Source organism: Pseudovibrio flavus (assembly GCF_009711345.1).
Taxonomy (GTDB): Bacteria; Pseudomonadota; Alphaproteobacteria; order Rhizobiales; family Stappiaceae; genus Pseudovibrio; species Pseudovibrio flavus.
The window spans coordinates 230,093-256,442 of the sequence record NZ_SMMA01000063.1; the positions used below are offsets into that span (position 1 = coordinate 230,093).

The 26,350-nt window shown below is 51.7% G+C and carries 24 protein-coding genes; 12 read left to right on the forward strand and 12 right to left on the reverse strand.

Annotated features, from left to right (window positions below; translation table 11 throughout):
* Positions 1 to 35 precede the first annotated feature (35 nt).
* From E1162_RS12885 to E1162_RS12895, 3 genes are read left to right on the forward strand one after another with little or no spacing between them, the layout of a single operon-like run.
* Positions 36 to 1,169, forward strand: a complete 1,134-nt coding sequence (locus E1162_RS12885; protein ID WP_155131584.1) for an ROK family transcriptional regulator — start codon at positions 36 to 38, stop codon at positions 1,167 to 1,169.
* A 14-nt stretch (positions 1,170 to 1,183) separates the two neighbouring features.
* Complete coding sequence (locus E1162_RS12890; protein WP_155131587.1) at positions 1,184 to 2,170, forward strand: endonuclease/exonuclease/phosphatase family protein; 987 nt, start codon at positions 1,184 to 1,186, stop codon at positions 2,168 to 2,170.
* Complete coding sequence (locus E1162_RS12895; protein WP_155131590.1) at positions 2,167 to 2,874, forward strand: DUF1868 domain-containing protein; 708 nt, start codon at positions 2,167 to 2,169, stop codon at positions 2,872 to 2,874. Before E1162_RS12890 ends, E1162_RS12895 begins: the two co-directional genes overlap by 4 nt.
* Positions 2,875 to 2,968: 94 nt before the next feature.
* Here the strand turns inward: E1162_RS12895 and E1162_RS12900 are convergent, their stop codons facing one another.
* Complete coding sequence (locus E1162_RS12900; RefSeq protein WP_155131593.1) at positions 2,969 to 4,054, reverse strand: mandelate racemase/muconate lactonizing enzyme family protein; 1,086 nt, start codon at positions 4,052 to 4,054, stop codon at positions 2,969 to 2,971.
* A 350-nt stretch (positions 4,055 to 4,404) separates the two neighbouring features.
* Here E1162_RS12900 and E1162_RS12905 point away from each other — a divergent pair, with 350 nt between their 5' ends.
* From E1162_RS12905 to E1162_RS12925, 5 genes are all read left to right on the forward strand, one after another.
* On the forward strand, positions 4,405 to 5,418 hold the full coding sequence (locus E1162_RS12905) for a TRAP transporter substrate-binding protein (RefSeq protein ID WP_155131596.1): 1,014 nt from the start codon (positions 4,405 to 4,407) through the stop codon (positions 5,416 to 5,418).
* Positions 5,419 to 5,480: 62 nt separating this feature from the next.
* Entirely contained in the window at positions 5,481 to 5,999 is a 519-nt protein-coding gene (locus E1162_RS12910) for a TRAP transporter small permease (protein WP_257098950.1), read from the forward strand.
* Positions 6,000 to 6,008: 9 nt separating this feature from the next.
* On the forward strand, positions 6,009 to 7,340 hold the full coding sequence (locus E1162_RS12915; RefSeq protein WP_155131599.1) for a TRAP transporter large permease: 1,332 nt from the start codon (positions 6,009 to 6,011) through the stop codon (positions 7,338 to 7,340).
* A gap of 73 nt (positions 7,341 to 7,413) precedes the next feature.
* On the forward strand, positions 7,414 to 8,526 hold the full coding sequence (locus E1162_RS12920; RefSeq protein WP_155131602.1) for a mandelate racemase/muconate lactonizing enzyme family protein: 1,113 nt from the start codon (positions 7,414 to 7,416) through the stop codon (positions 8,524 to 8,526).
* Between the two features lie 260 nt (positions 8,527 to 8,786).
* The gene (locus tag E1162_RS12925) at positions 8,787 to 9,455 is read left to right on the forward strand and encodes a GntR family transcriptional regulator (RefSeq protein WP_155131605.1); all 669 of its coding nucleotides are present in this window, start codon (positions 8,787 to 8,789) and stop codon (positions 9,453 to 9,455) included.
* A 61-nt stretch (positions 9,456 to 9,516) separates the two neighbouring features.
* Here the strand turns inward: E1162_RS12925 and E1162_RS12930 are convergent, their stop codons facing one another.
* From E1162_RS12930 to E1162_RS12950, 5 genes are all read right to left on the reverse strand, one after another.
* Positions 9,517 to 10,383 carry an endonuclease/exonuclease/phosphatase family protein gene (locus E1162_RS12930; protein WP_155131608.1) on the reverse strand — a complete coding sequence of 289 codons (867 nt, stop codon included), beginning with the start codon at positions 10,381 to 10,383 and terminating at the stop codon, positions 9,517 to 9,519.
* 2 nt (positions 10,384 to 10,385) lie between these two features.
* Complete coding sequence (locus E1162_RS12935; RefSeq protein ID WP_155131611.1) at positions 10,386 to 11,444, reverse strand: ABC transporter ATP-binding protein; 1,059 nt, start codon at positions 11,442 to 11,444, stop codon at positions 10,386 to 10,388.
* A gap of 4 nt (positions 11,445 to 11,448) precedes the next feature.
* Positions 11,449 to 12,549: a carbohydrate ABC transporter permease gene (locus E1162_RS12940; RefSeq protein WP_155131614.1), complete on the reverse strand. Its 1,101-nt coding sequence runs from the start codon at positions 12,547 to 12,549 to the stop codon at positions 11,449 to 11,451.
* Complete coding sequence (locus E1162_RS12945) at positions 12,550 to 13,506, reverse strand: carbohydrate ABC transporter permease (RefSeq protein WP_155131616.1); 957 nt, start codon at positions 13,504 to 13,506, stop codon at positions 12,550 to 12,552.
* A 68-nt stretch (positions 13,507 to 13,574) separates the two neighbouring features.
* On the reverse strand, positions 13,575 to 14,933 hold the full coding sequence (locus E1162_RS12950) for an extracellular solute-binding protein (RefSeq protein WP_257098951.1): 1,359 nt from the start codon (positions 14,931 to 14,933) through the stop codon (positions 13,575 to 13,577).
* A 168-nt stretch (positions 14,934 to 15,101) separates the two neighbouring features.
* Here E1162_RS12950 and E1162_RS12955 point away from each other — a divergent pair, with 168 nt between their 5' ends.
* Positions 15,102 to 16,196 carry an ROK family transcriptional regulator gene (locus E1162_RS12955; RefSeq protein ID WP_257098952.1) on the forward strand — a complete coding sequence of 365 codons (1,095 nt, stop codon included), beginning with the start codon at positions 15,102 to 15,104 and terminating at the stop codon, positions 16,194 to 16,196.
* Between the two features lie 108 nt (positions 16,197 to 16,304).
* Entirely contained in the window at positions 16,305 to 16,901 is a 597-nt protein-coding gene (locus tag E1162_RS12960; protein ID WP_155131625.1) for an outer membrane protein, read from the forward strand.
* 55 nt (positions 16,902 to 16,956) lie between these two features.
* Here E1162_RS12960 and E1162_RS12965 read toward each other — a convergent pair whose 3' ends face one another.
* The 4 genes from E1162_RS12965 to katG form a co-directional block, all read right to left on the reverse strand.
* Positions 16,957 to 18,285 carry a TRAP transporter large permease gene (locus E1162_RS12965; protein ID WP_155131628.1) on the reverse strand — a complete coding sequence of 443 codons (1,329 nt, stop codon included), beginning with the start codon at positions 18,283 to 18,285 and terminating at the stop codon, positions 16,957 to 16,959.
* Positions 18,278 to 18,772 (reverse strand): TRAP transporter small permease, encoded by a 495-nt coding sequence (locus E1162_RS12970; RefSeq protein ID WP_155131631.1) that lies wholly within the window; start codon positions 18,770 to 18,772, stop codon positions 18,278 to 18,280. The genes E1162_RS12965 and E1162_RS12970 overlap by 8 nt, the downstream gene beginning before the upstream one ends.
* Before the next feature lie 82 nt (positions 18,773 to 18,854).
* Positions 18,855 to 19,859, reverse strand: a complete 1,005-nt coding sequence (locus tag E1162_RS12975; RefSeq protein ID WP_257098953.1) for a DctP family TRAP transporter solute-binding subunit — start codon at positions 19,857 to 19,859, stop codon at positions 18,855 to 18,857.
* Positions 19,860 to 20,107: 248 nt separating this feature from the next.
* A complete protein-coding gene (katG, locus tag E1162_RS12980; protein WP_155131634.1) occupies positions 20,108 to 22,273 on the reverse strand; it encodes a catalase/peroxidase HPI in 2,166 nt (721 codons plus the stop codon).
* Positions 22,274 to 22,439: 166 nt separating this feature from the next.
* Between katG and E1162_RS12985 the strand changes: the two genes are divergently transcribed.
* Positions 22,440 to 23,345 carry a hydrogen peroxide-inducible genes activator gene (locus E1162_RS12985; RefSeq protein WP_155131637.1) on the forward strand — a complete coding sequence of 302 codons (906 nt, stop codon included), beginning with the start codon at positions 22,440 to 22,442 and terminating at the stop codon, positions 23,343 to 23,345.
* 234 nt (positions 23,346 to 23,579) lie between these two features.
* Here the strand turns inward: E1162_RS12985 and E1162_RS12990 are convergent, their stop codons facing one another.
* The gene (locus tag E1162_RS12990; RefSeq protein ID WP_155131640.1) at positions 23,580 to 24,293 is read right to left on the reverse strand and encodes a FadR/GntR family transcriptional regulator; all 714 of its coding nucleotides are present in this window, start codon (positions 24,291 to 24,293) and stop codon (positions 23,580 to 23,582) included.
* A gap of 308 nt (positions 24,294 to 24,601) precedes the next feature.
* On the opposite strand from E1162_RS12990, the gene E1162_RS12995 reads away from it, so the two are divergent.
* A complete protein-coding gene (locus E1162_RS12995) occupies positions 24,602 to 25,570 on the forward strand; it encodes a hydroxyacid dehydrogenase (RefSeq protein WP_155131643.1) in 969 nt (322 codons plus the stop codon).
* Positions 25,571 to 25,737: 167 nt separating this feature from the next.
* Here the strand turns inward: E1162_RS12995 and E1162_RS13000 are convergent.
* On the reverse strand, positions 25,738 to 26,350 hold a 613-nt coding region (locus tag E1162_RS13000; RefSeq protein ID WP_306455037.1), incomplete at its 5' end, for a glycerate kinase type-2 family protein.

Below are 26,350 nucleotides of genomic sequence, written 5' to 3' on the forward strand. Positions count from 1 at the left end.
TGGTAGATGGGTGCTCCCTAACCTAAGAGGAATCGATGAAGCTGACCTTGGGGCATAGTCATAAGCGCGTTCTGGAGTGTCTCCGGCGGTATGATCCTATGCCTAGAAACCAGTTGGCCGCACTTCTTGGTTTAACGGCAGGTTCGCTCACGCGCATATCACGCGACCTTATCGAAGCAGGCTTGGTCTGTGAGGGTGAGAAGATCGCATCTGGCAGAGGTCAACCTGCGTTGCCTTTGGCACTAAACGGTAGTGGTGCCTATTCTCTCGGCATTACGTTTCATCTCAAAGAGATGGAAGTTGTCCTGCTTGATTTTGCTGGAAACGTAGAGCACAAAAAACGTGTTCCGTTCGACGCACAAAACCCCGAGAACATTCCTGCAAACACCGCTGAAGTCCTGCCTCAAATGTTGGCGCAGGCAGGCGTCGCTAGAGAGCAGGTTCTTGGTGTTGGTATGGCGTTTTCCGGCTACTTCCACCGCTATACGGGGGACTTCCAGCCGCCTGAGCCTTTAAGACGTTGGCGGAGCGGTGAACTACAAGAGCGTTTTACCGCTGAGCTTGGTTTGCCGGTGTTTGCAGATAACGTGGCAAATGCTGCTGCGCTCGCGGAGTTCTATTCTGGCCAGTGGCGCGGTGTAGAAAACGTGGTGTGTTTGCACTTGGGCTATGGTGTTGGTGGTGCACTAATCCTCAATGGTCAGCCGTTTCGCGGTACCAGCGGTAATGCTGGTGAAATCGGCGGTATGTTCCCATACTCCATGCCACGCCCTTCCGGCCGCGACCTCGTTCAAACGCTCAATCTCGCTGGCGAAACCTGTAACTCTTTTAAGGACATTTCTCGCTTTGTCGGAGCGGGCAATGCCGTATTTGATGGCTGGATCCAGCGCGCTGCAAATCAGCTACTTCAGGCTATCGGATCTGCCCATTGGTGGCTTGCGCCTCAGGTGATTATTATCGGCGGCCTTTTGCCAAAAGAGGTGGTTGGTGTGCTGACGGACGCTCTCCATATTGAAAAGCTATTCGAGGACAAACCGGAATTTCCGCGTCCTCTTCTCCGCGCCACCGACATTGGCTCCTCCGCCTCGGCAATTGGTGCGGCCTACCTGCCGATCTACAGTTTGTGCGGCACGGACCCTAACCGAATTCAGCTAGATATCCCTTCTTAATCAGATCAAATGAAATGACCAGCCAATCCCTTATTGTGGATCAACTTAGTCCAATCGACGGCCCGGAACGGGCTCGCCTTCTTGCTCTTCCAGGAACTGCTGAAGCAGCATTGCAAGCAAATGCGGAGACGCCAAGCCTGCTGCAGATTGAAGTAGGTGGAACAGCTTCTTCTCCAGAGCTAAGAGAGAATACTCTGCGCGTTGCAGCATGGAATATTCAGCAGGGGCATGAGCTGGATACCGCTGCAAACATTCTGCTCAAACATCAAATTGATGTAGCCCTTCTGAGCGAGTGTGACATCGGCGTATGGCGCACCGGTTTCAAGCATGCACCTAAGGAGATCGCAGAGCCTCTCGGCGCAGCCTACGCATTTGCAGTAGAATTTGGTGAGCTGTATCAGGGTGAAGATGCTGATGCCTCTCAGGCGGCTGGCTTCCATGGCAATGCTGTTATTTCCCGCTACCCGATCCTTGATGCAAAGCTGGTAAGGCTCGACAACGCTGCTGACTGGTTCATCAGTCCGCGCACTAAACGCCGCCGCGTTGGTGAGCGCGTCGCAGTGTTCGCTACCCTGTTGGTGGACGGCAAGGAAATTATCGCTGCCGCTGCGCACTTGGAAAGTGACAGTCAGGTAGAGGGCCGCGCTGCCCAATCCCGCACTCTCTTCAAAGAGCTGGAGGCCTACGCGAATGGACGTCCAGTCGTTCTTGGCGGTGACTTCAACGCTGGCGCTGCGCTGGAAGGCTTCGACTTCCGCAAGGAACGACTTTTCGATATCGCGCAAGAGCACGGCTTTAGCTGGCAGGAGTGCAACTGCGAGGGAGGAACGACCCGCGATTGCCGCAAATACGGCGGCATCTATCGAGAAGGTGCTCACTTGGATTGGTTGTTTGTGAAAGGTCTTCACGCGCAAAATTCGGCGATCCATCCGTCTGTAGATGAAGCTGGCGAAGCAATCTCCGATCACGAAATGATCCAAACGGAAATTATCCTGAAATGACCGTATTCAATAGATTGACAGGTGAGGGGCTTGGCACAACGCCGCCGGAACTGAACCGCAAATTTGCAGCTGATGGCTCTGCTCTTCGCTTTGCTGGCACCACGTTTGTGTGCCATACGGAGCAGCCAAGCCCGTTGCATAATCTACTGGTTGAGCTGCAGGAAACTTTGCAGCAGTTGCCGGGCAATGAGTGCTTTTCGTATCTGCCTGCCTCCAGCTTTCATGTGACCCTTTTCAGAGGTGTGCACATGGACAACCCGAAGCAGGGATATTGGCCGGAAGATTTTCCAAGGGACTTGAGCCAGAGCGAGGCTAGCTCTCGTATGCTTGAGCGTCTTCAAGATCTAGTGCCGCCGGTTCCGATTAGCTTTAAACCTCAGGAACTAACCGCAACCCTTTCTGGCCATGTGCTTTATCTTGAGCCAGCCAGCGACGAAGATGCCGAACGCCTGTGTCAGTTCAGAAGCTATCTGGAAAACGCTTTGAAACTCTTTGCTCCAGAAGCCATAGCGAGCAAAATGCATATTAGTTTCGATTACATGTTGAAGTGGCTCAACGCCGACGCTGCGCGTGCGCAAGAAGCGGCGATGGCCGAGCTCTATGCTAAATTCATCGCAGAACAGCCAATTCTGACATTTAACCGTGTCGAGTTTTGTGAGTATCAGGATATGACGCATTTTGAGCCCGTGCGCGGCTGGGAATAAGCGTTACTCCTTTCGCCGACTGCGCCGCTAAATTAGAAGTTTGATAGCGCAGTCGGTAAACATTTGGTCTTTCTGAAATGTTATCGAGGATTGATCACCTCACTTCTTGCAAGTGCTCATCACGGAAAGAAAAACCCCAGCCTGGACGGTCACGTGGATAGGCAAATCCGTTCTTGATAACCATTTGATTATCGATAATCGGATCAATCCAATCAAAGGATTCAGCACCAAACCCGTTTGGAATAGTGCAAAGAAGCGGCACGTCATAATCCTTGTAATAATGCGGCAGCACAGGGATATGGTGAACGTTTGCATAGGACGCGCTTTCTCTCCACGCTTCGACGCCTCCCATGCGAATTAGGTCTGGTTGCCAAAGATCAATTGCATTTTTTTGGATAAGCGCTTGCAGTGGGCGAACACTGTATTCTCTCTCGCCAGTAGCAATTGATATGCCTGTTTTCTGGCGCAAAAAGGCTAAGCCTTCGAAATCAGTATGAACGACCGGCTCCTCAAACCATAGGATGTTGAGCTCCTTTGCTTGGTTGGAAAGCGCAATGGCATCAGGAATGTTCATTCCTTGATTGGCATCCATCATAATTTTTAGATCGGAGCCTACCGTCTCGCGAACCAAACGAAGTCGCTCAAGATCTGCTTCGACGCCGCCGTGCTCTTCAGGCGTGCCGACCTTTATTTTTACAGCCTTAAACCCACGTGCCTTGTAGCCGAGAACCTCTTCGATCAACTCCTCAGTGCTATAGGAAAGCCAGCCACCTGAGCCGTAAATGGGGACCCTTGTAGCGGTGGTGCCGAAGAGTTTCCATATTGGCTGGCCGAGCGATTTACCCAGTGCATCCCACAATGCAACATTGACCACTCCAAGTGCATTTTTGTGTATGCCATCATGCCCAAAGTATTCTTGTTCATGCTGGGCTTCCTTCATGAAGATGCCAATTTGGTTGCAATCTTTGCCTCTTACAAGCGGTTCGAGGTCGCGAAGTGCTCCCTCAATCGCGTGTCGGGAATAATGAAAAGACAGAAGGTATGCCTCGCCAACCACACCGCTACGCAACCTCAACCGAACCACATAAAAGCTGATTTCTGAAATCGTATGTGTCGCGTCGGCGATCGGTCTAGTGAGCGGTGACGTCGTTCGAAAGAACTCCATAGTCTCAATTTTCATCAGGATACTCCAATATATTTTGATATATTAAATATTGGATGATGAGGTCGTGGAATACGTAAATATATACATACCCAGAAAACGTTTCTTTTTGCATTAGTTAACCTATTGAAATAATGAGATTTATATAATCTCAAATTGTTGATCATAAATTCGATCTAAGTAGTGATCGTGATTGATGCGAGATTTGAATCCATTTACCAATATATCGGTAGGGCGGCGAGCGCGAGTGATTTCTGGATGCGGCTAGTTTCATCTCAGCGCTGCCCCCTTACGGCCGCTCCGGACAAAAAAGGTATCCGAAGCGGAGATTTGTTTGGTCGCAATTGACCAACGATTGGGAGAAGAAAATGAAATTTGGTTTCCAGAACCTAGGCAAAGCTTTGGCCACCACAGTGCTTGTGGGCTGTACTTTTGCGTCGGGCATTGCTTATTCGGCTGAATACACCTTGCGTGTAGCGCACGGAAACAATGAGCAGTTCCACATGCATAAAGCATGGGAGAAATTCAAAGAAGTTGTTGAAGCAGAATCTAAAGGCGAAATCGCGGTTGAAATCTACGCGAATGGCCAGATGGGCGAAGACCGTGAGCTGCTAGAATTCGTACAGGACGGTACAATCGATCTGAACGCTTCCACCGTTGCTGTTCTTGCGGGTTGGGATACCGCATTCGCAGCTTCCGAACTGCCTTACATGTTCCCAGACAGAGCAACTGCATTGGCAGCTCTTAACGGTTCTTATGGTGAGTGGCTGTTCAAACGCGCAGAAGAAATCGGTTTCAAAGGCCTCGGCTGGTTTGAAACTGGCTTCAGAAATATCAACAACTCTGTACGCCCGATCTACAAGCCAGAAGACCTTGATGGCATCAAGATCCGCACCATGCAGGTTGACGCTCACATGGCAGCGTTCCGTCACCTCGGTGCGAACCCAACACCAATGGCATTCGGTGAAGTGTACTCCGCTCTGCAGCAGGGCGTTGTAGATGCGCAGGAAAACCCACTCAGCGCTATCGTAACCAGCCGCCTTTACGAAGTTGCCCCGTTTGTTTCCCTTACCAACCACGTGTACTCCACTCACATCGTGGTTATGAACCCTGACCGCTTTGAATCTCTTCCTGAAAACTATCAGGACCTGATTTTGCGCGCTGTGAAGGAAGGTGAAGCACACCAGCAGGCAATTATTGCCAAGGAAGAGCAGGAAATGATCGCTATTCTTGAAAAAGAAGGCGGCAAGGTGAACGCTCTATCCCCTGAAGAGATCAAGGTATTCCAAGACAGAATCTCCGAAATCTCCGCAGACCTCAAGGGTATGGTTGACCCAGAAGCTTATGAAGTTCTCCGCAAGGCAGTCGAGAACAAAGGTTAATCCAGCATAGATCTCTTTCGGGGGCTTCTACGGCCCCCGAAATCCCTCGTGAGAACCTAATAATGAAACTCCTGAAGCTTCTGGATGAAAATCTAGAAAAATACTTCCTCGTTACTGCCGTTGCTGCCATTGCTGTGCTCATCATGGCGCAGGTATTCATGCGCTATGTAATGGGGAATTCCCTTTCCTGGTCTGAAGAACTGGTTCGCTGGACCTTTGTATGGTTCATCTGGATCGGTGTGAGCTACGGCTTTAAAACTCGCAAACACATCTGCATCACTGTTCTTCCTGAAATGGCCGGACCAAAGGTACAGCGCTTGATGTACATTGCGGTTGGCATTGCAATGGTGATCTTCTTCGTCTGGCTTGCATGGATCGGTTACAAACAGTGCACCAGCCCGCTGATGCTGCGTCAGCGTTCGCCTGTGCTGGAATTCCCTTTCACGGGTGAGCGCATTACAGTGTTCTGGCTCTACGCCTCCCTTCCAATCGGTTCTGCTCTTTCGGTTTATCGACTGGTTCAGAACCTGATTATTGACATTCGGGCTTTGAAAGAGCCTGAAGCTGCGAGCGTTTTGTAAGGCATCCCCATGATTAGTATGGTTCTTTTTGGATCCTTCGCGATCCTCGTGGCCTTTGGCGCCCCGGTGGGTGTGTGCCTTGGTATGGCCTCCCTTATCGTTCTTGAGTTGCTGCCAAATACGCCACCTGTCACGTTGCTGGTAAAAAGTGCTGTAACCGGCGCTAACAACTTCGTTCTCGTTGCCGTGCCTATGTTCATTCTGGCTGGTGACATCATGCAGGGCGGTGGTCTTTCCCGCCGTATCGTGGCTTCTGCTGCGCGCCTCGTTGGTAACGTAAAAGCAGGTCTTGCTTACGTTAACATTCTTGCTTCCATGTTCTTTGCTGCGATTTCCGGCTCCTCTCCGGCAACCGTTGCGGCGATTGGTTCGAACATGGTGCCGGAAATGGAAAAGCGCGGCTATGACCGCGGGTTCTCTTCTGCGCTGACAGCTGCCTCCGGCATGATCGGCGTTATGATCCCGCCGTCCATCCCGTTCATCATCTATGGTGTAACCGCGAACCAGTCTATTGGTGATCTATTCCTCGGCGGTGTCATTCCGGGTATTCTCTTCGGTGCTGGTTACGCTGTTATTGCGCGCTATCTTTTTGCGACAGGCGCAACAGCTTGTAAGTCTCCGTTAAATGAGGCGATTGAAAAGCTGGAAGAGCACAATCGTGCCCGTGCTCAAGAAAAGGCCGAAACTGCACAGAGCGATGATGGAAACACCATCTGGGCCCTTCTGGTTCCTGTCATCATTCTTGGCGGTATCTACGGCGGTATCTTCACTCCAACTGAAGCTGCCGCTGTTGCTGTGGGCTATGCCTTCTTCATCTCTATGTTCGTATACAAGGAACTGAAGTGGGAAGACCTTCCAGAGCTGCTCTCCCGTACTGCAATCACCTCTGCGACCTGTTTGATCATGGTTGTTATGGCGTTCGCGTTCGGTCGCTTGCTCACAATGGAACAGGTTCCTAATCAGGTTGCAGACCTCATCACGACTGTGTCCGACAACCCGATTATCGTTCTGGCGCTCATCAACATCCTTCTGCTTCTGGTTGGTATGTTCATGGAAACCGTTGCGGCGATCATCATCCTGACCCCGATCCTGCTTCCTGTGGCACAGAGCGTGGGTGTAGATCAGATCCACTTCGGTGTGATCATGACCTGTAACCTTGCAATCGGCTTCTGTACGCCTCCACTTGGCGCGAACCTCTTCGTTGCAAGTTCTATCGGTGAAGTGTCTCTGGAACGTGTAGTTAAAGCATTGATCCCGTTCATTTATGCGATGATCGTGTGTCTATTGCTGATTACCTACGTACCGGCATTCTCTACCTTCCTGCCAAGCCTCATGAACTAGTTTGAACTCCCGGCGCACCACAGCGCCGCAAATAAAAAATCTGCAAATACTTGAATAAAATCGGAGAATAAAAATGGCGAAAATTGAACGCGTAGAAGTGATGATGGTTGATCTGAAGCCGAAGACAGTTCGCTCAGACGCTATCCAGAGCTTTGTATCTCAGGAAACGCCAATTGTCCGCATTACGGACAGCGATGGTTGTGTTGGTACTGGCTACGCTTACACCATCGGCACAGGCGGTCATTCCATTATCGCGCTTTTGAAGAACACTCTTGCTCCTCGCCTCATCGGCAAAGAAGCAGAGGCTATCGAAGCGATCTGGCGCGAGCTTTTCTTCGTTACCCACGCAACTACTGTTGGTGCGATTTCGTCTCTCGCGCTAGCAACCATTGATACTGCTCTTTGGGATCTGCGTTGCCGCCGCGCTAAGCAGCCACTGCACATTATGGCTGGTGGCGCTAAGACCAAAATTCCTCTCTACAACACCGAATGCGGCTGGCTGCACATTGAAAAGAGCCAGCTGGTAGAAGAGGCTCTGGAAGCAAAAGAAAACGGCTTTAGAGCTTCCAAAGTCAAGCTCGGCTCTGCCCACATTTCTGAAGATCGTGCTCGCTTGATCGCTGTTCGCGACGCAGTTGGTGATGACTTCGAAATCATGACCGATGCCAATCAGGGCTTTAATGCATCTGAAGCAATTCGCCGTGCGCGCGTTCTTGAAGAAGTGGGTTGCGCATGGTTTGAAGAGCCAATCCATGGCGATGATGTTGGTCAGCACGTTCAGCTTGCTCGTTCTACCAGCGTTCCGATTGCAGTTGGTGAAAGCCTATATTCCATCAGCCAGTTCAAAGAATACTTCGCTATGGGCGGCGCTTCCATCGCGCAGATCGACGTTGCGCGTATTGGCGGTATCACACCGTTCTTGAAGGTCGCTCATATGGCTGAAGCCTTCAATATTCCGGTGTGCCCTCACTTCTTGATGGAACTTCACCTCGGTCTCGTATGCGCTATTCCAAACAGTGTCTGGCTGGAATACATCCCGCAGCTCGACTTGATCACCAATGACACCATGCGCATGGAAGACGGTTATGCGTTCCCATCTGAAGAGGCTGGTCTTGGCATCAACTGGAACTGGGAAGTGATCAACAAAATGCGGGTGGAGGGTTGTACACTCGAGTTTTCTAAGTAAACACTGAAAGCTTGGACCTTGTCCTCCCAGTCAAGGTCCAAGCCCTTTTGCCATACCCCCTGCGCTGGGGCGTTTGGTTAGCTCTGTGACTTCCGTTGTTTTGTCAAAATACAAATGGGTTTCAGCAGTGCTACAGAAATAGGGTTCAGGATCAGGGCATAAGTACGTAAGCCGGTGTATTGCTGCTGGCAGTTGCTCCTGAGATAGTGCCAAAAGAGTTTCATTAGGTGGATTAACAAGAAGTGGCGGAAAGTTCCTCGATGTCTTCCAAGGAAATTATTCAGGAAACACTAGCAAAGCAGATTATTACCTGCGCTCTTCCACCGGGAACGATACTGGATAAAAACAAGATATCCGAAGACCTTGGCGTATCGATTACGCCAGTACGTGAAGCGTTGATCCTTCTTGCCCAGCAAGGGCTAGTGGAGATGGTGCCGAACAAGTATTCCCGCGTTTCTTTGATCGATATCGATTTTCTTCGCGAGAAGGCATTTATCCGTTCGGCTTTGGAATGCTCCGTCGCTGAGCACTTGGCGCAGCGCGGTCTGAGCGATGAAGAAATGGCGAAGCTGAACGCCTTTGTTGATGCGCAAGAAATCGCTGTTCACGACGAAGACTTCGAAGCAGCCCACAATATCGACTTCTGCTTTCACAAATTTCTCTGCGAGCTAACTGGCTTCCAGCGGCTTTGGGATACAATTGAGCAGTCTCGAATGCATATCCTTCGTGCAATCAACTGCGGGCCGCTGCCTTTGGTGAATGCGGATAAGAAGGGCGCGGTCAACGAACACAAGCTGATCTTGAGCGCCTTGGCTAAGGGCAAGAAATCCGTCGCACGCAATCAGATGGCGAAGCACATTGAGCATCTGGATAAACACATCCAGCGCTTGCCACCGGTTTACCTCAGCAAGAGCAGCCTTCAAAAATAGGCGCATGGTCTGTTGGTGTTGGGCAAACTTTTTATGCGTGCCCAACACAACTGGTAAGGCTCTAAAGCTCTATTTCCAAATGCAAAGGATAGTGGTCAGAGCCTTGCGCGTCCGTGTCGATCCAAGCTTGTTTGACCTTTGGAGCAAGCCAGCTTGAGATGAAACAATGGTCGATGCGGTACTCCTGACTAATGACAGAGTAACCATCATATTCATCGTTGCCTGCTAGAACATAAGCATCCGCAAGCCCGAGCGGGTTCACCAGTCGGCCGTGTTTGGGGGAACTAACTCCCACTATCAGATCATACTCTGGCGCCTCATTGGTGAAGTTCATGTCGCCCATGATGATAGCTTCTCGCGGCATTGGCGGCATTTCGCCTTCTGTCCAGCCGGAGGATGGGTTTGGATGGCCGCCACACCACGCGCCGCCTTCCAGCGGAGCGCGATTGACGATCTCCAGTATCGCCTTAACCTGCGGAATGCGGGTTTCGCTACACAGATGGGAAAGGTGAACGCTGTAAGCGCGCACCGGCCCGCTTGGTAGTGCGATGACCGCTTCCAGAATGCCTTGCTGGATGGAATGCTGGGTCATGGTCGCGTATTTTGGCAACGGAAAATTACGAGACGAGATAATCGGGTAGCGAGACAGGATCATCGTACCGAACTGGCGGCGTCGGTTGTGTACGCGGCCCTCGGCATCTTTGGTGGAGGCGTCCATATCAAGGTTTGCACCATAGACCCAGTAGTAGTCTGGGAGAAGCTCGCCGAGCACTGCCGCCTGATCGGTCTCGCCAGATCGCTGCCAGAAGCGCTCTACTTCCTGTAGGGCGATCACGTCGGCACCGCGTACCTCATTTGCAATTCGGGAAAGGTCGTTTACACCGTCCGCTCCAAAGCCGTACTGAATGTTATAGCTTATGAATTTCATCGTTATGCTGCCAGCTTAAGCTCTGTGCGTTGCCCGTGTGCTTGATCAAAGATCAGGCTCTTGTCTCTTTCGATGGCTATTTTCACCGTTTCACCTGCTGATAAGCGTGGTAATGCCCCCGCTTCCAGAACGCGTAGTAGGCCTAGCTCCGTCTGCACTGCGTAAAGAACTTCACGTCCCATCGGCTCGATGCTGGCAATATTCCCGCCAATGCCTTCTTCCGCAAAACGGAGGTATTCTGGTCGCAGACCCAGCATCACATCGCCGTTTAGCGTGCCGGTGATTGGCATCTGGAGAGCGCCACAAGCGACGGCATTTCCACTTGCCGTGGCAGGCAAAAGGTTCATCTGCGGTGAACCGATAAAGCCTGCGATGAACAAGCTCGAAGGGCGTAGGTAAAGATCATCGGCTGAACCGGATTGCTCAATGGTGCCGGCGTTCATGCAGACAACGCGATCTGCCATGGTTGTGGCTTCAAGCTGGTCATGGGTAACGAGAATGGTTGTTACGCCAAGCTCCCGTTGCAGCTTTTTGATCTCCGTGCGCATGGTCAGGCGCAGGGTTGCATCGAGGTTCGAAAGTGGCTCGTCCAGTAGAAGAAGGTTGGGGCGCTTGATGAGAGCGCGCGCCAAGGCAACACGTTGCTGTTGGCCGCCGGAGAGCTGCGAAGGGCGGCGATCCAGCAGAGCGCCGATCTCAACTAGATCAGCCATTTCCTCGGCCCTTTTGTTTTCGGCCGCTCCCACTTTGCCCTTGAACCGAAGCGGGAACAGAATGTTCTCGCGAACAGTCATGTTGGGATAAAGGGCATAGGACTGGAACACGATACCGACGTTCCGGTCTCGCGGCTCCACTTCGTTCACGCGGTGGCCGTCAAACAGGATGTCCCCTGATGTTGGGGCGTAGATGCCTGCAAGCATCATGAGGGTTGTAGACTTACCGCAGCCTGATGGTCCCAGCAGAGCTACAAGTTCGCCATCAGCAATAGACAGGTTCAAGCCTGTGACAGCAGCTTTTTCGCCCCAAGCTTTTGTAATGTTATTCAGGTCAATTTTAGACATGGAGCTAGCCTTTAATTCCGCCAACAGACATCTGTGTGAGGTACTTTTGGGTGAAGACATAGAGCAGCAGTGCGGGCATTAGGTAGAACATGCCAACAGCTGCAACGAGACCGTAGTCAACGCCCATCACGTCCTCGGATACGTAGTAGAGATAGAGGCTCATCACCCAGTAAGAGGAACCAGTGCGAAGGGATGAGACAAAGATGTACTCTTCCCACCCTTTGATGAACGCGAAGATAGCAATGGCCATCATACCCACTTTCACTTGCGGCAGAACGACCTTTGCAAACGCCTCTTTACGACTTGCGCCATCCACCAGCGCGCTCATTTCGATGTCCCAAGGAACAGCGTCAAAGAACCCTTTCATGATGAAAATGAAGAACGGAAGTTCCAGCGCCGTGATGACCAACATTGGCGCGACCAAGGTGTTGAGCAGGCCTGCATAGTGGGAGATGAGAAAGATCGGGATGATAAGCGTCATTGCAGGGAAAGCTTGCAAAACGAGCAAACTTTGCAGGAAGCCTGCGCGGCCCACAAAGGCGAAGCGCGAGAGATAATAACCGGCAAGCGTAGAGACGATCACCACGATAGCTGTTTGTGCACCTGCCAACAGAAGCGAGTTGCCGAACGCCTCCCATACCCAAGGGAACTGCCCTTCAACAGTACCTTTGCCGAGTGTTCCCTCAATGAGGTCCGGTGTTACAAAGAAGCGGTAGTTGAAGAAGTGGAATTCGCTGCCGATAAACGCATAGAGCAAGCCGATGGCAGCTGTTGCCATAAACACCCCTGCAAGCAATCGTGCCTTCGGGTTTGGCAGCAGAATATGTGCCGCGCCATAGCCCAGAATGATAGGGCCCAGAATTGCGCAGGCGATCCACATAGTTCCAGATTCCGGCTCACCCAGTTTTGCGGTGAACGAGATCATGAACATCCAGAAATACGGCAGGACGATTGGCAGGCTGCAAAGCGTCAGGAAGGCAAGCAGCAGGCCAAGGCGCATGCGCCTTGCAAAGGTTGCCTTCTTTGCAAGAGCAGTCCAGTCCGGTGAGTTGGACTGCTCCTTAGTTGCCTCAATAGGCGCAGGGGAATGAATAACCTCGGTCATTTATTGCACCTCGATTTTTGGCGCTTGCAGCAGCTTTTTCATGTTGGTTAGACGCCATAGGCCCAGAGCTGCGATAATGCCGATAATGATAAGAATGAGAGAGATGGCTGCGCCGTATGCGTACTGCCCACCGCCGATATCCGGCGCGAGAGACTTGGTGAAGGCCAGCATCGCCAGCGTCATGGTTGAACGCGACGGCCCCATGAGAAGCCAGATGTATTCAAACGAAACCAGCAGGGCGAGTGTTTGGTAAACGGTGATGTAGCTCAGCGGCCAACGCAACGCTGGCAGTATAACGAAACGGATGATGGAAAGCGGGCCGGCCCCATCAACATTGGCTGCGTAGAACAAGTGCTTCGGAATGCTGCGAATAGCGCTGGTGAAAATGATCATGCCCATAGAAGCGCCGATGAAACCGTTCGCAAGAATGATCAGTAGCATCGGGTGGTTGAGCTTCAGATTGATCGGCTCAAGACCGGCATAAATGAGGATCTGGTTGAACAAGCCTGCTTCTGTCGGCGTAATCGTCCAATGCCAAAGGAGGGCGTAGACAACAGACGGGCTCATACGCGGCAGCAGCCACACAGCGCGGTAGAACGTGCCGAGGCGCTCAGGGATAGACGTTGTCGTAATCGCGAGGATCAACCCAAAGCCCACGTTGAAGAAAAGCAGCGTGAAGAACACATAAATCGCGGAGAGCACCAGAGCTTTGTTGAAGGCATAGCGCAGAGAAAAGCCCAGCAGGGCGTCATCGTCAGCCTTGAACAGCTTACCAAACTGCTTCGTGGTGAATTCACGAAACTCGATTGTCTGGTGCATGTCGGAGAACGCGACAAAGATATTGAGAATGATCGGCGCTATGAAAAACAGCAGTAAGAGGAGGATTGCTGGCCCCATAAACAGGGCTGCATTCGACACCTGCCGGCGTTTACTAGCGCTTTGTAGAGAAGAGTGCATGGAGAGTTGCCCGCATAGAAAAGCCGGAGAGGCATGAGGCCCCTCCGACGCATGGCATGGTTGCCGTATTAGTCGAGGATGATCACGTCATCGCCGAGTTCTGCCTGTAGTTCGTCGAGTACGAACTCAGCAGCTTCTTCCGGGCCCATTTCGCCAGTTTCAACTGCCTGAACACCCTGGAAAGTGATGGCGTTGTACTGGCCGATCTTGGAGTGGTTTGGCATGAACTGCGCGTACTGAAGCAGCGGAGTACCTGCGATCTGCAGCCAGCCTTTTTCGACAAACTCAGGCATTGCTGTCTGGCCATAAGCGATTGGCGTATGGTTGGTGGTTACCGCGTGACGCGTGTTAGGAACATGCTGGGAAGCAAGCGCCACCAGCATTGCTGCAACATCCTTCACCTCGGACTGCTCGTTAACAACGTAAACGATCGGGTGGGACATATTGGAAGGCTCGCCGCCTTTGGATGCGGAAGGGGCGTTCGTCCAAGTGATTTTGTCGAAGTAGCCTTCTTTGTCACTCAGTTCCAAACCCCATGCTTTGAGCTGGTTGTTGCCGTGCCAAATACCATGGAACTTGATGAGAGCGGTCTTGTCACCACGGAATGCGTTGTGAACGGAAGACCAGTCCCAAGAGGTCATGTCAGCAGGGATTGCTTTCTTGCCAACGCAGTAGTTGAGCCAACCAAAATACTCTTCAAGCTTGCTGGCAGAAACCTGCAACTTCGCTTCGTCCTGATTGTACATTTCGATGCCGAAGGAGGCCATCAGCATCTGGAAGTCAGGGCCGACGTTCGGGCGGTGCAGAAGACCTTGTTCGGCAACACCCTTTTCAACGGCTTCACCTGCTAGATCACAGACGTCGTACAGGGTGAATTCACCAGAGTTGACTGCGGCTGGCAGGCCTGCAATGAACTCTTCGGACTTGCCAAGCTCGCGCAGCTTGTCGTTGTTGTAGAAGAACATACGGATTTCAGAATCCTGCGGCACGCCGTAGCGCTCGCCTTTGTAGGAAACGGAAGTCCAGAGGCTAGGGATGATGTCGGCGTACATGTCAGAAACAGACGCGATGTGGCCTTCAAGATTTGCGGCAAAGCCAGCTTCCACGAAAGAGCCGATCCACTCGTGCGCAGCAACGGCAATGTCTGGCCCTTGACCAACACTGTGAGCTTTCAGCAGGTCCAAAGCATCCGCATCGAAGCCTTTTGCATTGGTCTCAATCAACTCGACCTTTACAGTCTTGTCGTAGCCCGCGGCTTTCAGCATCTCGTTCAAAGTATCTGCTGCTGCAACAATATTGCCTGCACGCAGTGGTCCTGCACGGTCAGCGCGCGACCAAAGCTTAACCGTTACTTCTTCAGCAATAGCAGCAGGCGCTGCTGTAAGAGCGGTAGCAGCCACAAGCGCTGAACCAATAATCGCCTTCATTGACATATGAACCCATCCCCACCAATAAGAGTTTCTACGGTGCGTTTTGCCACCGCGAATACAAATATATTTATTTAGTTAGTTTGACTAATTAATGACACTTTGGCAAATTAATAATGAATTTTCCAGATGGACCGGAGCGTCCTCTGCGTTTTGAGGCTCACAGAATTGCCCCTTTCACTGTCCGAAACACAAAAACAAATCATCGATTTACTGCGCCGTAATGACAGCCTTTCCCGCGCTGATCTTTCTGATTTAATTGGCATAACTCCAGCTTCCATTAGCGTTCAAATTCGCACGTTGATTGAAGCTGGCTTGCTTCAAGAGGGTAAGAAGAAGCGCATTGGTACGCGTGGACAACCTGCTGTGTCTCTAAGCCTTAAGGGTGATGCTGCTTGTGCAGCGGGGCTTTCTTTATCACCCGATCACATCACTATGGTGCTGATGGATTTGGCTGGGGGGATTCGCGGCGAGTACCGGCAGGAGAACACTTTCAGCTCACCGGAAGAGGCAACGTCTTTTGCCAGCGAGAAACTCCAAGCGCTGATGGTTGCAGAGGGGTTGGAGCAAAGCAAATTAAACGGCATCGGGCTTGCTCTTTCAGCCAACTTTATGTCCGACCGACAAAGCGTTGTCCTATCCTCCAGCATGAAGGCATGGAACGCGGATGAGATCGTTGCTCAGCTAGGCGCGGCCTTCAATGTGCCGGTTAGACTGGAAAACGATGCGATTGCAGCGGCAACCTGCGAGAACATGCTCGGCAACCCTGAAGGATACGAAAGCTTCTTCTATGCCTATATAGGCAAGGGTATTGGCGGTGCTCCGGTTCTTTTGCGCGAGGTTTATCGCGGACATCACGGCAACGCCGGTAAGATGGGTGCGCTAACAAGATGGGGTAAGTCGCGTCCGTCTACTCAGGACTTGTTGGAATACCTTGGAAGGCACAGCCACCACGTAACCTCTTCTGCAGAGCTTGTGTCGCTATACGAGACAAAGCCGTCTCTGTTTGATGATTGGCTGGAAAAGGCCAGCTTACAGCTGACTGATATGCTTTTCTTGGCAACGGCCTTTTATGACCCGCAAGGCATTGTTGTAGGCGGAACTATGCCGCCAGCGATCCTCAAGGCGGTGGTTTCCCGAGTTGATTTTTCCAAGCTCGCGGAAACTGAAAGAGGGACGCTGTTGCAGCCGTCGATCTCTGTTTCGGAATTCTCTGGCAGCTATGCGGCCGCTAGAGGCGCCGCCGCTTTAGCGCTTCGTTGAAATGCGAATTTCAAATTGTTTAATGGTGCAATGTGTAAATATACGTAGTTTTAACCATAATGAAGGCAGAAATAGCATCGGGATATATAGTTATTATTGGAAATTTTGATGCTTAAGTATTTTGTAGCTGCATGCATGTTGGTAGCGCCGACCACCACTGTTGCCGATGAGTTCGGAAGTTGGGATGGCGTTCATCTGGGCCTGAAAGGCGGACTTGGCTCTATCTCCGGGAAAGATAGTCTCGGAAACACAAGGTCTCTAGAGTCTGGAATCGGTGGGGCTTTTGCTGGCTATACAGTATCCATCGATCAGTTTGTCTTTGGTGTTGAGGCCGATGTAACCGCTTCCAATTTTACAGCGGTTAGTTCGTCAGGCTTCACTCGGTCGCATGCAAAGTGGAGTGCAACAAGCACCGTACGCGTAGGATATGACGCAGGCAACTTTTTACCTTACCTATCCGCTGGCGTCGGGCTAGCAGGATATGAGGTAAGGCGGTTTGATGATGGGCAAAAGGCTTCCAATACGCATGTTGGGTTTGCTGTTGGAGGGGGCCTTGAGACCAAGCTGACCGACAACGTTACCGCACGTGTTGATTACAAACACCTGAAGATGAGTAAAGAGGAATATGATTTCAACGGTTATCCGCCGTTTAGCATCGAGGGTCACCAGAACCAAGTTTCTCTTGGCATCGCCTACAAATTCTAGAGGTCATGGGTGTATGGTGCGTTTAGTGTTTAAGCGCACCATACCACTTTGCGGTTTAGTTGATCATAAATAGCGTGATCTGAGGAATGGCCGCCACGATCGCAAGGCCAACAAGGCTGGCGATGAGGAATGGCATAGCGCCAATTGCGATACGCTCAATAGGCTGACGGGTAACGTTTGCAGCCACGTAAAGGTTGATGCCAACAGGCGGGGTGATCAAGCCGATCGCCAAGTTAATCATGACAACAACGCCGAACCATACTGGGTCCCAGCCGAGCTCTCTCATTACCGGTAGGAAGATCGGCAGGGAAATATACATCACCGTCACCGCATCCATGAACATACCTGCAATGAGCAGAATGACCATGATTGCTAGAAGGATGCACCATTCGTTATCGCTAAGCCCAAGTAGAGCTTCCGAGTAAGTGCCTACAAGGTCTTCTACCGTGACAACCCAACCGAACAAGCTGGCATAAGCAACGACAAGCATGACAACTGCAGAAGATGCTGCTGCATCGGTGAGTGCTTCATACAGTCCCTTCACGGTCAATGTACGATACGCAAAGGCTCCCACTGCAATGGCATAGACGGTTGCTACAAGGGCTGCTTCTGTCGGCGTAAATACACCGGAGTAGATGCCGCCAAGAATAACAACGGGCGTCATCAAACCCCAGAAAGATTCCTTGAACGAAACCCATAGGCGCTGGCTATAAGGCATGCCTTCAAAAGGGTTAGGGCTTAAAGCTTCCAGTGCAGTGTGAGGTTCACCTCTACGGTCTTTGTTCCGTGCAAACGGCAACACGACCAACATTGCCAAGCCCATAAATAGGCCCGGAACAACGGCTGCCATAAAGAGTTTGGAAATGGAAGCCTGCGCTATAACGCCAAAGATCACCAAGCCGATGGATGGCGGAATTACGATGGAAAGCGCCGCGCCGGTACATACGAGCCCTGCTGCAAACTCTTTCGCGTAGCCATCTTCTTCCATGCCCTTGATGATGACTGGTCCAATGGCTGCAACAGATGCAGGGCCGGAGCCAGATACCGCGCCCCAGAATAGGCAAACGACGGTGCCGACAACACCCATACCACCTGGCGTGGAGCCGATCAGCACACGAAAGAACCGGATCATTCGCTCTGCAATGCCCAGTCGTCCCATAAGAGTACCGGCCAGAATAAAGAACGGAATAGCCAGTAGAGAATACTTGGCGATACCGGTGGCGATGAGATCGCCCGCCATTTCCAAGCCAAAGCCGATCTGCCACATGGTGTAAATTGCAGAAGCGCCGAGCGAGAACGCCACAGGCACGCGCAAAAACATTAGGATGAAGAACAGCAGAACCATCTGCGTTCCGGCTGAAAGGTCCAAAAAGCTCTCAAACATGAGGAAGTGTCTCTACTTGACCTGTCGAGCTTGGACGGGTGGTCTCAAAAGCGTGCTGCAGATATCGGAAAAGGATAAGGGCGAAACCAAACGGAACAGCTGCCTGATAGTACCAAGCAGGAATGCCGAGCGCGTAAGACTGAATGCCGCTAGACCATTGGTTAAACAGTACTTCCCAAGAGAAATAGGCGGACAAGGCCAGCAGTGTCACCGACACGAATGCGGAGAAAATGAAAACGGCCCTGCGTAGAACCGGAGGCAAAATATCATGGATGAGGGTAACGGCGAGGTGTTCACCACGGCGGGCGGCGATTGCAGCACCAAAGACCGTGAGAAGAAGAAAGCCGTTAGTGAGCAGTTCTTCGGTAGCAGCGAGAGAAAAGTTAGTGCCGTAGCGCACAACAACATTGGCAAAACCCAGAAGGGTCATGCCCAAAAAAATGACGGCGCAAATGATTTTTTCCGCCTCACGAAACAAGAAAGCCATGAGTATAGTGCCTTGGTGGAAAGCTCAAAAAGCGCCCGCTTCCGATTAATGGGGAAGGGGCGCCCTTTGGTTTCTCTTTGTTTTATTGAACAGAGTTGATCGCGTTCTGGAATGCCGAAACGATCTCTGGGCCTACGCGAGTTGCCCACTCATCAAATGCAGGTTTGGTCGCTGCACGGAAAGCCTGAAGCTCTTCTGCAGTTGGCTCGTAAACTTCCATGCCTTTTTCGCGCAGGAAGTCGATGCCCTCAGCCGTTGCCTGACGAGAGATTTCACGCTGATACTGCATGGATTCTTCAGCAGCTTCACGGAAGAGTGCTTTGCCAGCATCGTCCAGCTTGTCCCACTTAGCTTTGGAGATGCCAAGGAAGATCGCGTCGTATGAGTAGTGCCATGCAGTCAGGTACTTCTGCATTTCGAAGACCTGCTGAGGAATGATAACCGCGCCGATCGGGTTTTCCTGACCATCAACCACGCCCTGCTGCAGAGCTGTCAGAGTTTCTGACCACTGCATCTGCTGAGGGTTCGCGCCAAGTGCGTTCATCACGTCGATATACATTGGGCCGGCGACGCGCAGGTTTAGGCCTTTAAGGTCATCAGGTGACTTCACCGGGCGGGTGTTGTTTGTCAGCTCGCGGAAGCCGTTTTCACCCCAAGCCAAAACCACGATGCCGCGCTCCAGCAAAATGTCGGAGAGCATATCAGCAGGGCCGTTCTGGGTGGTGGCGTCTACTTCATCGTAGTTGGAGTAGAGGTATGGCAGCGAGAAAACAGCCATCTCAGGAATCAGCGGGGTAACGTTGATCGCAGAAGTCAGAACAAAATCGATAGCGCCACGGCCAACCATTTCAGGCTGACGCAATTGGTCGCCTCCGGTTAGCTGGGAGTTCGGGAAGATGCGAATTTTATAGTCGCCATCGGTTTTTTCTTTGAGAAGCTCTGCGAAGCGCTCGGCACCTTTGTGCCACGTGGTTGTGTCGCCCACGTTATGGGTCAGACGCATAGTGTCTGCCGCGGCCGCACCAATCACGAATGTGCTTGCTACTACGGACGCCAGAACAGTGTTTCTAAATTTCTTGATATCCAACTTACTTACTCCCACCAATCGTTGGCTTGGTGACTACTTTTCGTAGTCCGGCGCTGTTTTGGCCGCCCTATTGGTGAAAATAATGAATTAGATTGTCGGAGTTTTATATTTGAGTATTCCCTTACTTCTCCAATAGTGTCCTGAAAAAAACTCAACAACAATTAGAGGTTGGCAGTGTGCCGGTAGGGGAGTTGCCAGCAGAACGCAAAAAAGCCGAGCAGGCTGAACCTGCTCGGCGTTGGCTGGACTTATGAGTGAATGTCAAACCTGTCAGCGTTCATCACTTTGTTCCATGCGGCAACGAAGTCTTTGATGAATTTTTCTTCGTTGTCGTTCTGGGCGTAGACTTCAGCATATGCTCTCAAGATGGAGTTGGAACCAAACACCAGATCTGCGCTAGTGGCAGTCCATCTCAGCTTGCCTGTATCACGCTCACGGATCTCATAGGTGTCATTTGCAGCTGGGTGCCAGCTGAAATCCATATCCGTCAGGTTTACAAAGAAGTCCGTGGTTAGTGCGCCCTCACGGTCTGTAAACACACCATGCTTGCTGCCGTCATAGTTGGCACCGATAACACGCAGACCGCCAACAAGGATGGTCATCTCACGAGCTGTCAGGCCAAGCAACTGAGCGCGGTCCAGCATCATCTCTTCTGGGCTTACCAAGTACTTGGTTTTCTGCCAGTTACGGAAACCGTCAGATAGTGGCTCCAGTACTTCGAAGGACGCTGCGTCGGTATGCTCGTCAGTTGCATCGCCGCGACCTGCGATAAATGGAACCTCTGCACTGTGGCCGCCAGCTTTGATAGTGTTTTCCAGACCAACGTTGCCGCCGAGAACGATCACGTCCGCAACAGAGGCACCTGTTTTAGCTGCGATAGGCTCCAGTATAGCAAGCACTTTTGCCAAACGCTTTGGTTCGTTGCCTTCCCAGTCTTTTTGCGGAGCGAGACGGATACGAGCACCGTTTGCGCCGCCGCGCTTGTCAGAGCCGCGATAGGTTCTTGCGCTATCCCAAGCAGTAGAAATCAGCTCGGCATCGCTCAGGCCGCTCTCTGCGATCAGCTTTTTGACAGCAGCTACATCATAGTCGGTTTTGCCTGCTGGAACCGGGTCCTGCCAGATCAGATCTTCTGCAGGAACATCCGGGCCTACGTAGCGTACTTTTGGTCCCATATCGCGGTGGGTCAGCTTGAACCATGCGCGGGCAAAAGCATCGCGGAAGTATTCTGGATCAGCCATAAACTTCTGGCAGATTTCGAAGTAAACCGGATCTACTTTCATTGCCATATCGGCGTCCGTCATAATCGGGTTATGGCGGATAGACGGGTCAGTTGCATCTACCGGCTTTTCTTCTTCCGGCATATTCACTGGCTCCCACTGCCAAGCACCGGCAGGAGATTTTTTGAGTACCCAGTCGTATTTGAAGAGGTAATCGAAGTAGCCCATATCGAACTTTGTTGGCTCTTTTGTCCATGCACCTTCAATGCCGGAGGTGAAGGCCTGAGATGCTTTGCCGTCCTGATCCGGGTTCGCCCAGCCAAAGCCCTGCGCTTCCAAACCTGCTGCTTCAGGCTCTACACCAATGTTCTTGTGGCTCACCGCACCATGCGCTTTACCAACGGTATGGCCACCACAAGTGAGGGCTGCGGTCTCTTCGTCATTCATCGCCATGCGGGCGAAGGTTTCACGAACCATTGCAGCGGTTTTTACAGGATCAGGGTTGCCGTCCACACCCTCTGGGTTCACGTAGATGAGGCCCATGTGGGTTGCAGCAAGAGGGTTTTCGAGAGAGTGCGCGTCATCAAGGTTTTCGTAGCGCTCTTCTGATGGCGCGAGCCATTCTTTCTCGGAACCCCAATAAACGTCTGTTTCTGGCCCCCAGATGTCTTCGCGGCCAAAGCCGAAGCCGAAGGTCTTAAGGCCCATGTCTTCATATGCAATCGTTCCTGCCAGAACGATCAAGTCCGCCCAAGAAAGGGCGTTACCGTACTTCTTCTTAACCGGCCACAGAAGGCGGCGTGCCTTGTCGAGGCTGGCGTTATCAGGCCAAGAGTTAAGGGGTGCGAAGCGGATGTTGCCGGAACCGCCGCCGCCACGACCGTCCTGCATACGGTAAGAACCTGCAGAGTGCCAAGACAGGCGGATCATCAAGCCGCCGTAGTGACCCCAGTCTGCTGGCCACCAAGATTGGCTATCGTGCAAAAGGGCGCGAACGTCAGCCTTAACCCCGTCAAAGTCCAGCTTCTTCACCGCGTCATGGTAATTGAAGCCTTCGTCCATCGGGTTGGTTCTAGCGCCGTGCTGGTGCAGAATGTCAAGGTTCAGGGCATTGGGCCACCACTTGGTAACCGGCTTTGCCATTGAAGTGTTCCCGCCGTGTGCAACGGGGCAGCCACCTACTTTCGCGTCCATCATTAAACTCCTAACCGTGGTTTTGTTGCTCTGGCTTCGGCTTGTTTTGTGAACTTGTTTGCCGGCGACCAAACTCGATTGCTTGCCAAAGAAACTGAGCGAAGCCTATCAATAATAAAAAATGAAGGCCAATTGCATTACCTGACTTTCGTGATAAGATTTTCTTATGGCTAAGTTTTCCATGAAGCATCTACGTTACTTTGAGGCGCTTGCCCGACATGGTCACTTCCGTAAAGCTGCCGAAGACTGTGCAATAACGCAACCAGCGCTTTCTATGCAGATTCGCGAGCTGGAAGGAATCGTCGGCGCGCCGCTGGTGGAGCGCAGCGCCAGACAAGTTCGCCTAACGGCACTTGGAGAGGACTTCGCCGAACGGGCAAGGGGCATTCTTCGCGCAGTTGACGAGCTTGACGACCTTGTGCGGTCTACTACCGTTTCGATGGTAGGGAAGCTTCGCCTTGGTATTATTCCGACCATCGCGCCTTATCTCCTGCCTCAGGTTATTCAAGCACTTTCGGCCAAATTCCCGGGTATCGATTTGCGGCCGCGGGAAACGGTTACAAAGACGCTCATTGAAGACCTCATCGAATGCCGCATTGATATGGCAATTCTGGCACTACCGATCTCCGAGCCGAGCTTGAGGGAGATTGAGCTTTTTAGAGAAGAGTTCGTACTGGTGCGACCGCTGCAGGATAGCGACAAGCCCATACCGAATTCAGAAAAGCTTCGGGAAATGAGGCTGCTTCTCTTGGAGGAGGGGCACTGTTTTCGTGATCAGGCCCTGTCGTTTTGCAGTATTGGCGATGAAGCACCCAGTGAGATGATGGAGGGCAGTTCCCTGACAACTCTAGTACAGATGGTGGGCACGGGCATCGGCGTAACACTCATTCCGGAAATGGCTGTACCTATCGAAACCCGTTCCTCATCCGTATCGGTCGCGCAGCTGGCAGAGCCCCGTCCATCGCGCACAGTGGGCTTGGTATGGCGAAAATCCTCACCCCTTGAAAAGCAGTTCATGCAAGTGGCAGAAGTGGTGAAAGAAGCAGGTCTTAGAAGACTGCAGGCTTCATAAGCGGAACTCATTTATATTCGCTTGATTAGACGGTGGTTTGCGCCGCTAGCATCGCTCAGGCAGTGTCCCGGTGCGAGTAGAACCAGGAGCGGGTGAAGCGGGCATAAAATGGCTATTCGAAGAACTCGACGTGCTAGGTTGCAGCGGCTTTATGTGTGCAGCGTAGGCATCACTCTGCCCAAATGCGGTGAAGGTTTTGAAGGAAAGCGTACCTTCCTCCGGCCTTACTCTTACTCAGATTTGAAGGGAGAGTTCACGGAAGCGGTGTTCACTGCCTTTTAGGTGCTCGCGCATAGCTTCGCGGGCTTTTTCTGGCTGCTGCAGTGTAATCGCATCAATTATCTGCTTGTGCTCTTCAATAAGCTGTTCTGTCCGATTGAGTTTGATTGCTACGCGGCCAGAGAAGCGAATTTGTTCAAATTTCTCCGATGACTTGTCTGTCATGAACTGAAGAAACTCCGCATAGAAGCGGTTATTTGTAGCTTCTGCTATGCGAAGATGCATTTCGAAGTCCAGAGCGCCGGTATTCTCGCCTGTCTCGAGGGAGCTTTTCCATGCTTGAAAGGCTTCACGGATCGCCGCATCTTGCGCAGGAGATCTGCGAACCGCAGCAAGGCCGGATGCTTCAATCTCAATACCCAAGCGCAGTTCAAACAGCTCCAGAATTTCAGCGACGGTCTCGAACTTGTGGTCGAATAGGCCTCTGGATTGCTCCCCATTTTGGGGAGACGTCACGAAGGCGCCAACCCCGTGCTTAATCTCCAAAAGACCTTCTGCGCTTAACTGGGCCAACGCTTCGCGAACAACGGTGCGGCTAACGCCGAGCATAGAAATAAGATCTTTCTCCTTGGGAAGCTTGGTGCCCACCTCATACTCATTGGCTTCAATTCGAGCACGAAGATCCAGCTTAACTTTCTCCGTAAGTGTCTGCTTCTTCTCTTGAGCCATTTGTATGATCTTCTCGCTACGACTGTTCGTTTTGTTGGGGTAATTTGATCAGATACACCCTTGGTCGCCAAAACGAAATCCAGTTTATCCTTTAGGGCTTGAATTGCACTGGTATTTAATTGCGCCTGCCCTCTAAAAGATACTATATCTAAGATAATCTCCTAATACAATAATATTCCTTTTAAGATAATATCACTAAAGAAGGTCGTCGCTGGCAGATAGCGTACAGCTTCGAATGCAGGTTCTATTTTGGTGGTCGCCGTGTTGTTGAATGGGCTTCCACTCTACTCAGTTGAAATGGTTAGTCTATGAAGAAACTTGTTGTATACGGTGGGTTAGAAAGCACCGCCACCGCATTGCTGCAGGAGCGCAGCGACATCCAGAGCGTCTATGTTCAGCAGTTTGATCTTGAAACGCTTGCCAAGGAAATTGCGGACGCTCAAGCGCTGGTTCTGCGCTATTTGCCGTTTCCCAATGAGGTACTATCTCAAGGCAAGAACTTGAAGATCATCGCTCGTACAGGTGTGGGCTGCGATAACATTGACGTAGCGGCGGCAACAGAAGCGGGCGTTCCGGTAATCGTTACCGGAAACGTTACATCGCGTGCTGTAGCTGAACATGCTCTTACCCTACTGCTCAGCGCTGCCAAGCAGATCAAAAGCTACGATGCAGCGGTGCGGGTGCATAATTTCAATCACCGTGAAGCGATTGATTCAATGGAGCTGGATGGGCGCGATATGCTCATCGTCGGTTTTGGCCGAATTGGCGGCAGAATGGCAGAGCTCTGCACTGCACTTGGCATGAAAGTTACAGTTTACGATCCATTTGTCGATGCTGCTCATGTCGAAAAAGCAGGTTACATCTTGGAGCGAGATTTGGATAACGCACTTTCAAATGCAGATGCCTTGAGTATTCATGCGCCGAAGGGGCCTGAGGATGGATACCTCCTCTCTGGCGAAAGGATTCAGAAACTAAAACCAGGCGCCATTATAATTAATACTGCTCGCGGTGCATTGATTGATGAGAAGGCGCTCGATGAAGCAATCCGTGAAGGTCATGTTTTTGCAGCTGGCGTTGATGTATATTCTTCCGAGCCACCGAAATCCGACAATCCTTTGCTTGAGAACGAGCGGATGATTTTGACGCCGCATTGCGCAGCGCAGACAAAGCAGGCGATGGCGAGAATGTGCTATGGCGCTACCATTAATGCATTGAACTACCTTGATGGCTGTCATGATGCGAGCTTGATCGTTAATCCTAAGGCGCTTGAAGCTTGAGTAAGAGATCAATCGTCGCTCTATCGATCAATATCCCTTCCTTGAGTTTTTTGAATAGATAGCGCTTTCCTTGCGATTGATGCCCGCCACATTTGTGGCGGGCTTTTTCTTGCGAAAAAACAAACCCAGCGCAAAGGCTGGGTTTGTTCAGTAGGTTTCCTGAGTGGTTAAGCTATCAGAATTGCTCTGAAGTCGTTGACGTTTGTGCGGGTAGGACCGGTAATCACGCTATCGCCAATGGCTTCAAAGAAGCCATGTCCGTCGTTGTTGGTCAGCGCTTCACGCGGGTTGATGCCCTTGTCCCAAGCGCGAGCAAGCGTGGTTGGATCGCAGTATGCGCCAGCAATCTCTTCAATGCCGTCGACACCGTCAGTATCGCTTGCAAGCGCGTAAACGCCTTTTTGTCCATCAAGGGCAACAGCGAGAGAAAGCAGGAATTCCACATTGCGGCCGCCGCGGCCATTGCCCTTCAGCGTTACAGTGGTCTCACCGCCGGAAAGCAGAACACATGGAGCCTTGAACGGCTGGCCGTATTTCTCAACCTGACGGGCCATACCTGCCATAACAACGCCAACGTCAGAGGCTTCGCCTTCAATACTGTCACCCAGAATGTAAGCTGGAATGCCCTCGGCTTCACAGAGCTTTGCGGCTGCTTCTAGAGCCAACTGAGGTGCTGCAACCATATGGGTTTCAATATTGACGCCTTTGAGTGAGAACGGCCGACTTGCCTGAGAAGCGCAATCTTCCAATACTTCGCGGGCACCACCCTCAAAGCCACTC

Bases quoted from the DNA above. Each gene is read 5' to 3' on its own strand.
- E1162_RS12940 (WP_155131614.1), bottom strand. From the start codon at position 12,549: ATGACCGAGGTTATTCATTCCCCTGCGCCTATTGAGGCAACTAAGGAG.
- E1162_RS12985 (WP_155131637.1), top strand. From the start codon at position 22,440: ATGGCTAAGTTTTCCATGAAGCATCTACGTTACTTTGAGGCGCTTGCC.
- katG (WP_155131634.1), bottom strand. From the start codon at position 22,273: ATGGACGCGAAAGTAGGTGGCTGCCCCGTTGCACACGGCGGGAACACT.
- E1162_RS12995 (WP_155131643.1), top strand. From the start codon at position 24,602: ATGAAGAAACTTGTTGTATACGGTGGGTTAGAAAGCACCGCCACCGCA.
- E1162_RS12945 (WP_155131616.1), bottom strand. From the start codon at position 13,506: ATGCACTCTTCTCTACAAAGCGCTAGTAAACGCCGGCAGGTGTCGAAT.
- E1162_RS12920 (WP_155131602.1), top strand. From the start codon at position 7,414: ATGGCGAAAATTGAACGCGTAGAAGTGATGATGGTTGATCTGAAGCCG.
- E1162_RS12900 (WP_155131593.1), bottom strand. From the start codon at position 4,054: ATGAAAATTGAGACTATGGAGTTCTTTCGAACGACGTCACCGCTCACT.
- E1162_RS12895 (WP_155131590.1), top strand. From the start codon at position 2,167: ATGACCGTATTCAATAGATTGACAGGTGAGGGGCTTGGCACAACGCCG.
- E1162_RS12950 (WP_257098951.1), bottom strand. From the start codon at position 14,933: ATGAAGGCGATTATTGGTTCAGCGCTTGTGGCTGCTACCGCTCTTACA.
- E1162_RS12910 (WP_257098950.1), top strand. From the start codon at position 5,481: ATGAAACTCCTGAAGCTTCTGGATGAAAATCTAGAAAAATACTTCCTC.
- E1162_RS12890 (WP_155131587.1), top strand. From the start codon at position 1,184: ATGACCAGCCAATCCCTTATTGTGGATCAACTTAGTCCAATCGACGGC.
- E1162_RS12905 (WP_155131596.1), top strand. From the start codon at position 4,405: ATGAAATTTGGTTTCCAGAACCTAGGCAAAGCTTTGGCCACCACAGTG.
- E1162_RS12935 (WP_155131611.1), bottom strand. From the start codon at position 11,444: ATGTCTAAAATTGACCTGAATAACATTACAAAAGCTTGGGGCGAAAAA.
- E1162_RS12990 (WP_155131640.1), bottom strand. From the start codon at position 24,293: ATGGCTCAAGAGAAGAAGCAGACACTTACGGAGAAAGTTAAGCTGGAT.
- E1162_RS12930 (WP_155131608.1), bottom strand. From the start codon at position 10,383: ATGAAATTCATAAGCTATAACATTCAGTACGGCTTTGGAGCGGACGGT.
- E1162_RS12915 (WP_155131599.1), top strand. From the start codon at position 6,009: ATGATTAGTATGGTTCTTTTTGGATCCTTCGCGATCCTCGTGGCCTTT.
- E1162_RS12885 (WP_155131584.1), top strand. From the start codon at position 36: ATGAAGCTGACCTTGGGGCATAGTCATAAGCGCGTTCTGGAGTGTCTC.
- E1162_RS12925 (WP_155131605.1), top strand. From the start codon at position 8,787: ATGTCTTCCAAGGAAATTATTCAGGAAACACTAGCAAAGCAGATTATT.
- E1162_RS12970 (WP_155131631.1), bottom strand. From the start codon at position 18,772: ATGGCTTTCTTGTTTCGTGAGGCGGAAAAAATCATTTGCGCCGTCATT.
- E1162_RS12960 (WP_155131625.1), top strand. From the start codon at position 16,305: ATGCTTAAGTATTTTGTAGCTGCATGCATGTTGGTAGCGCCGACCACC.
- E1162_RS12965 (WP_155131628.1), bottom strand. From the start codon at position 18,285: ATGTTTGAGAGCTTTTTGGACCTTTCAGCCGGAACGCAGATGGTTCTG.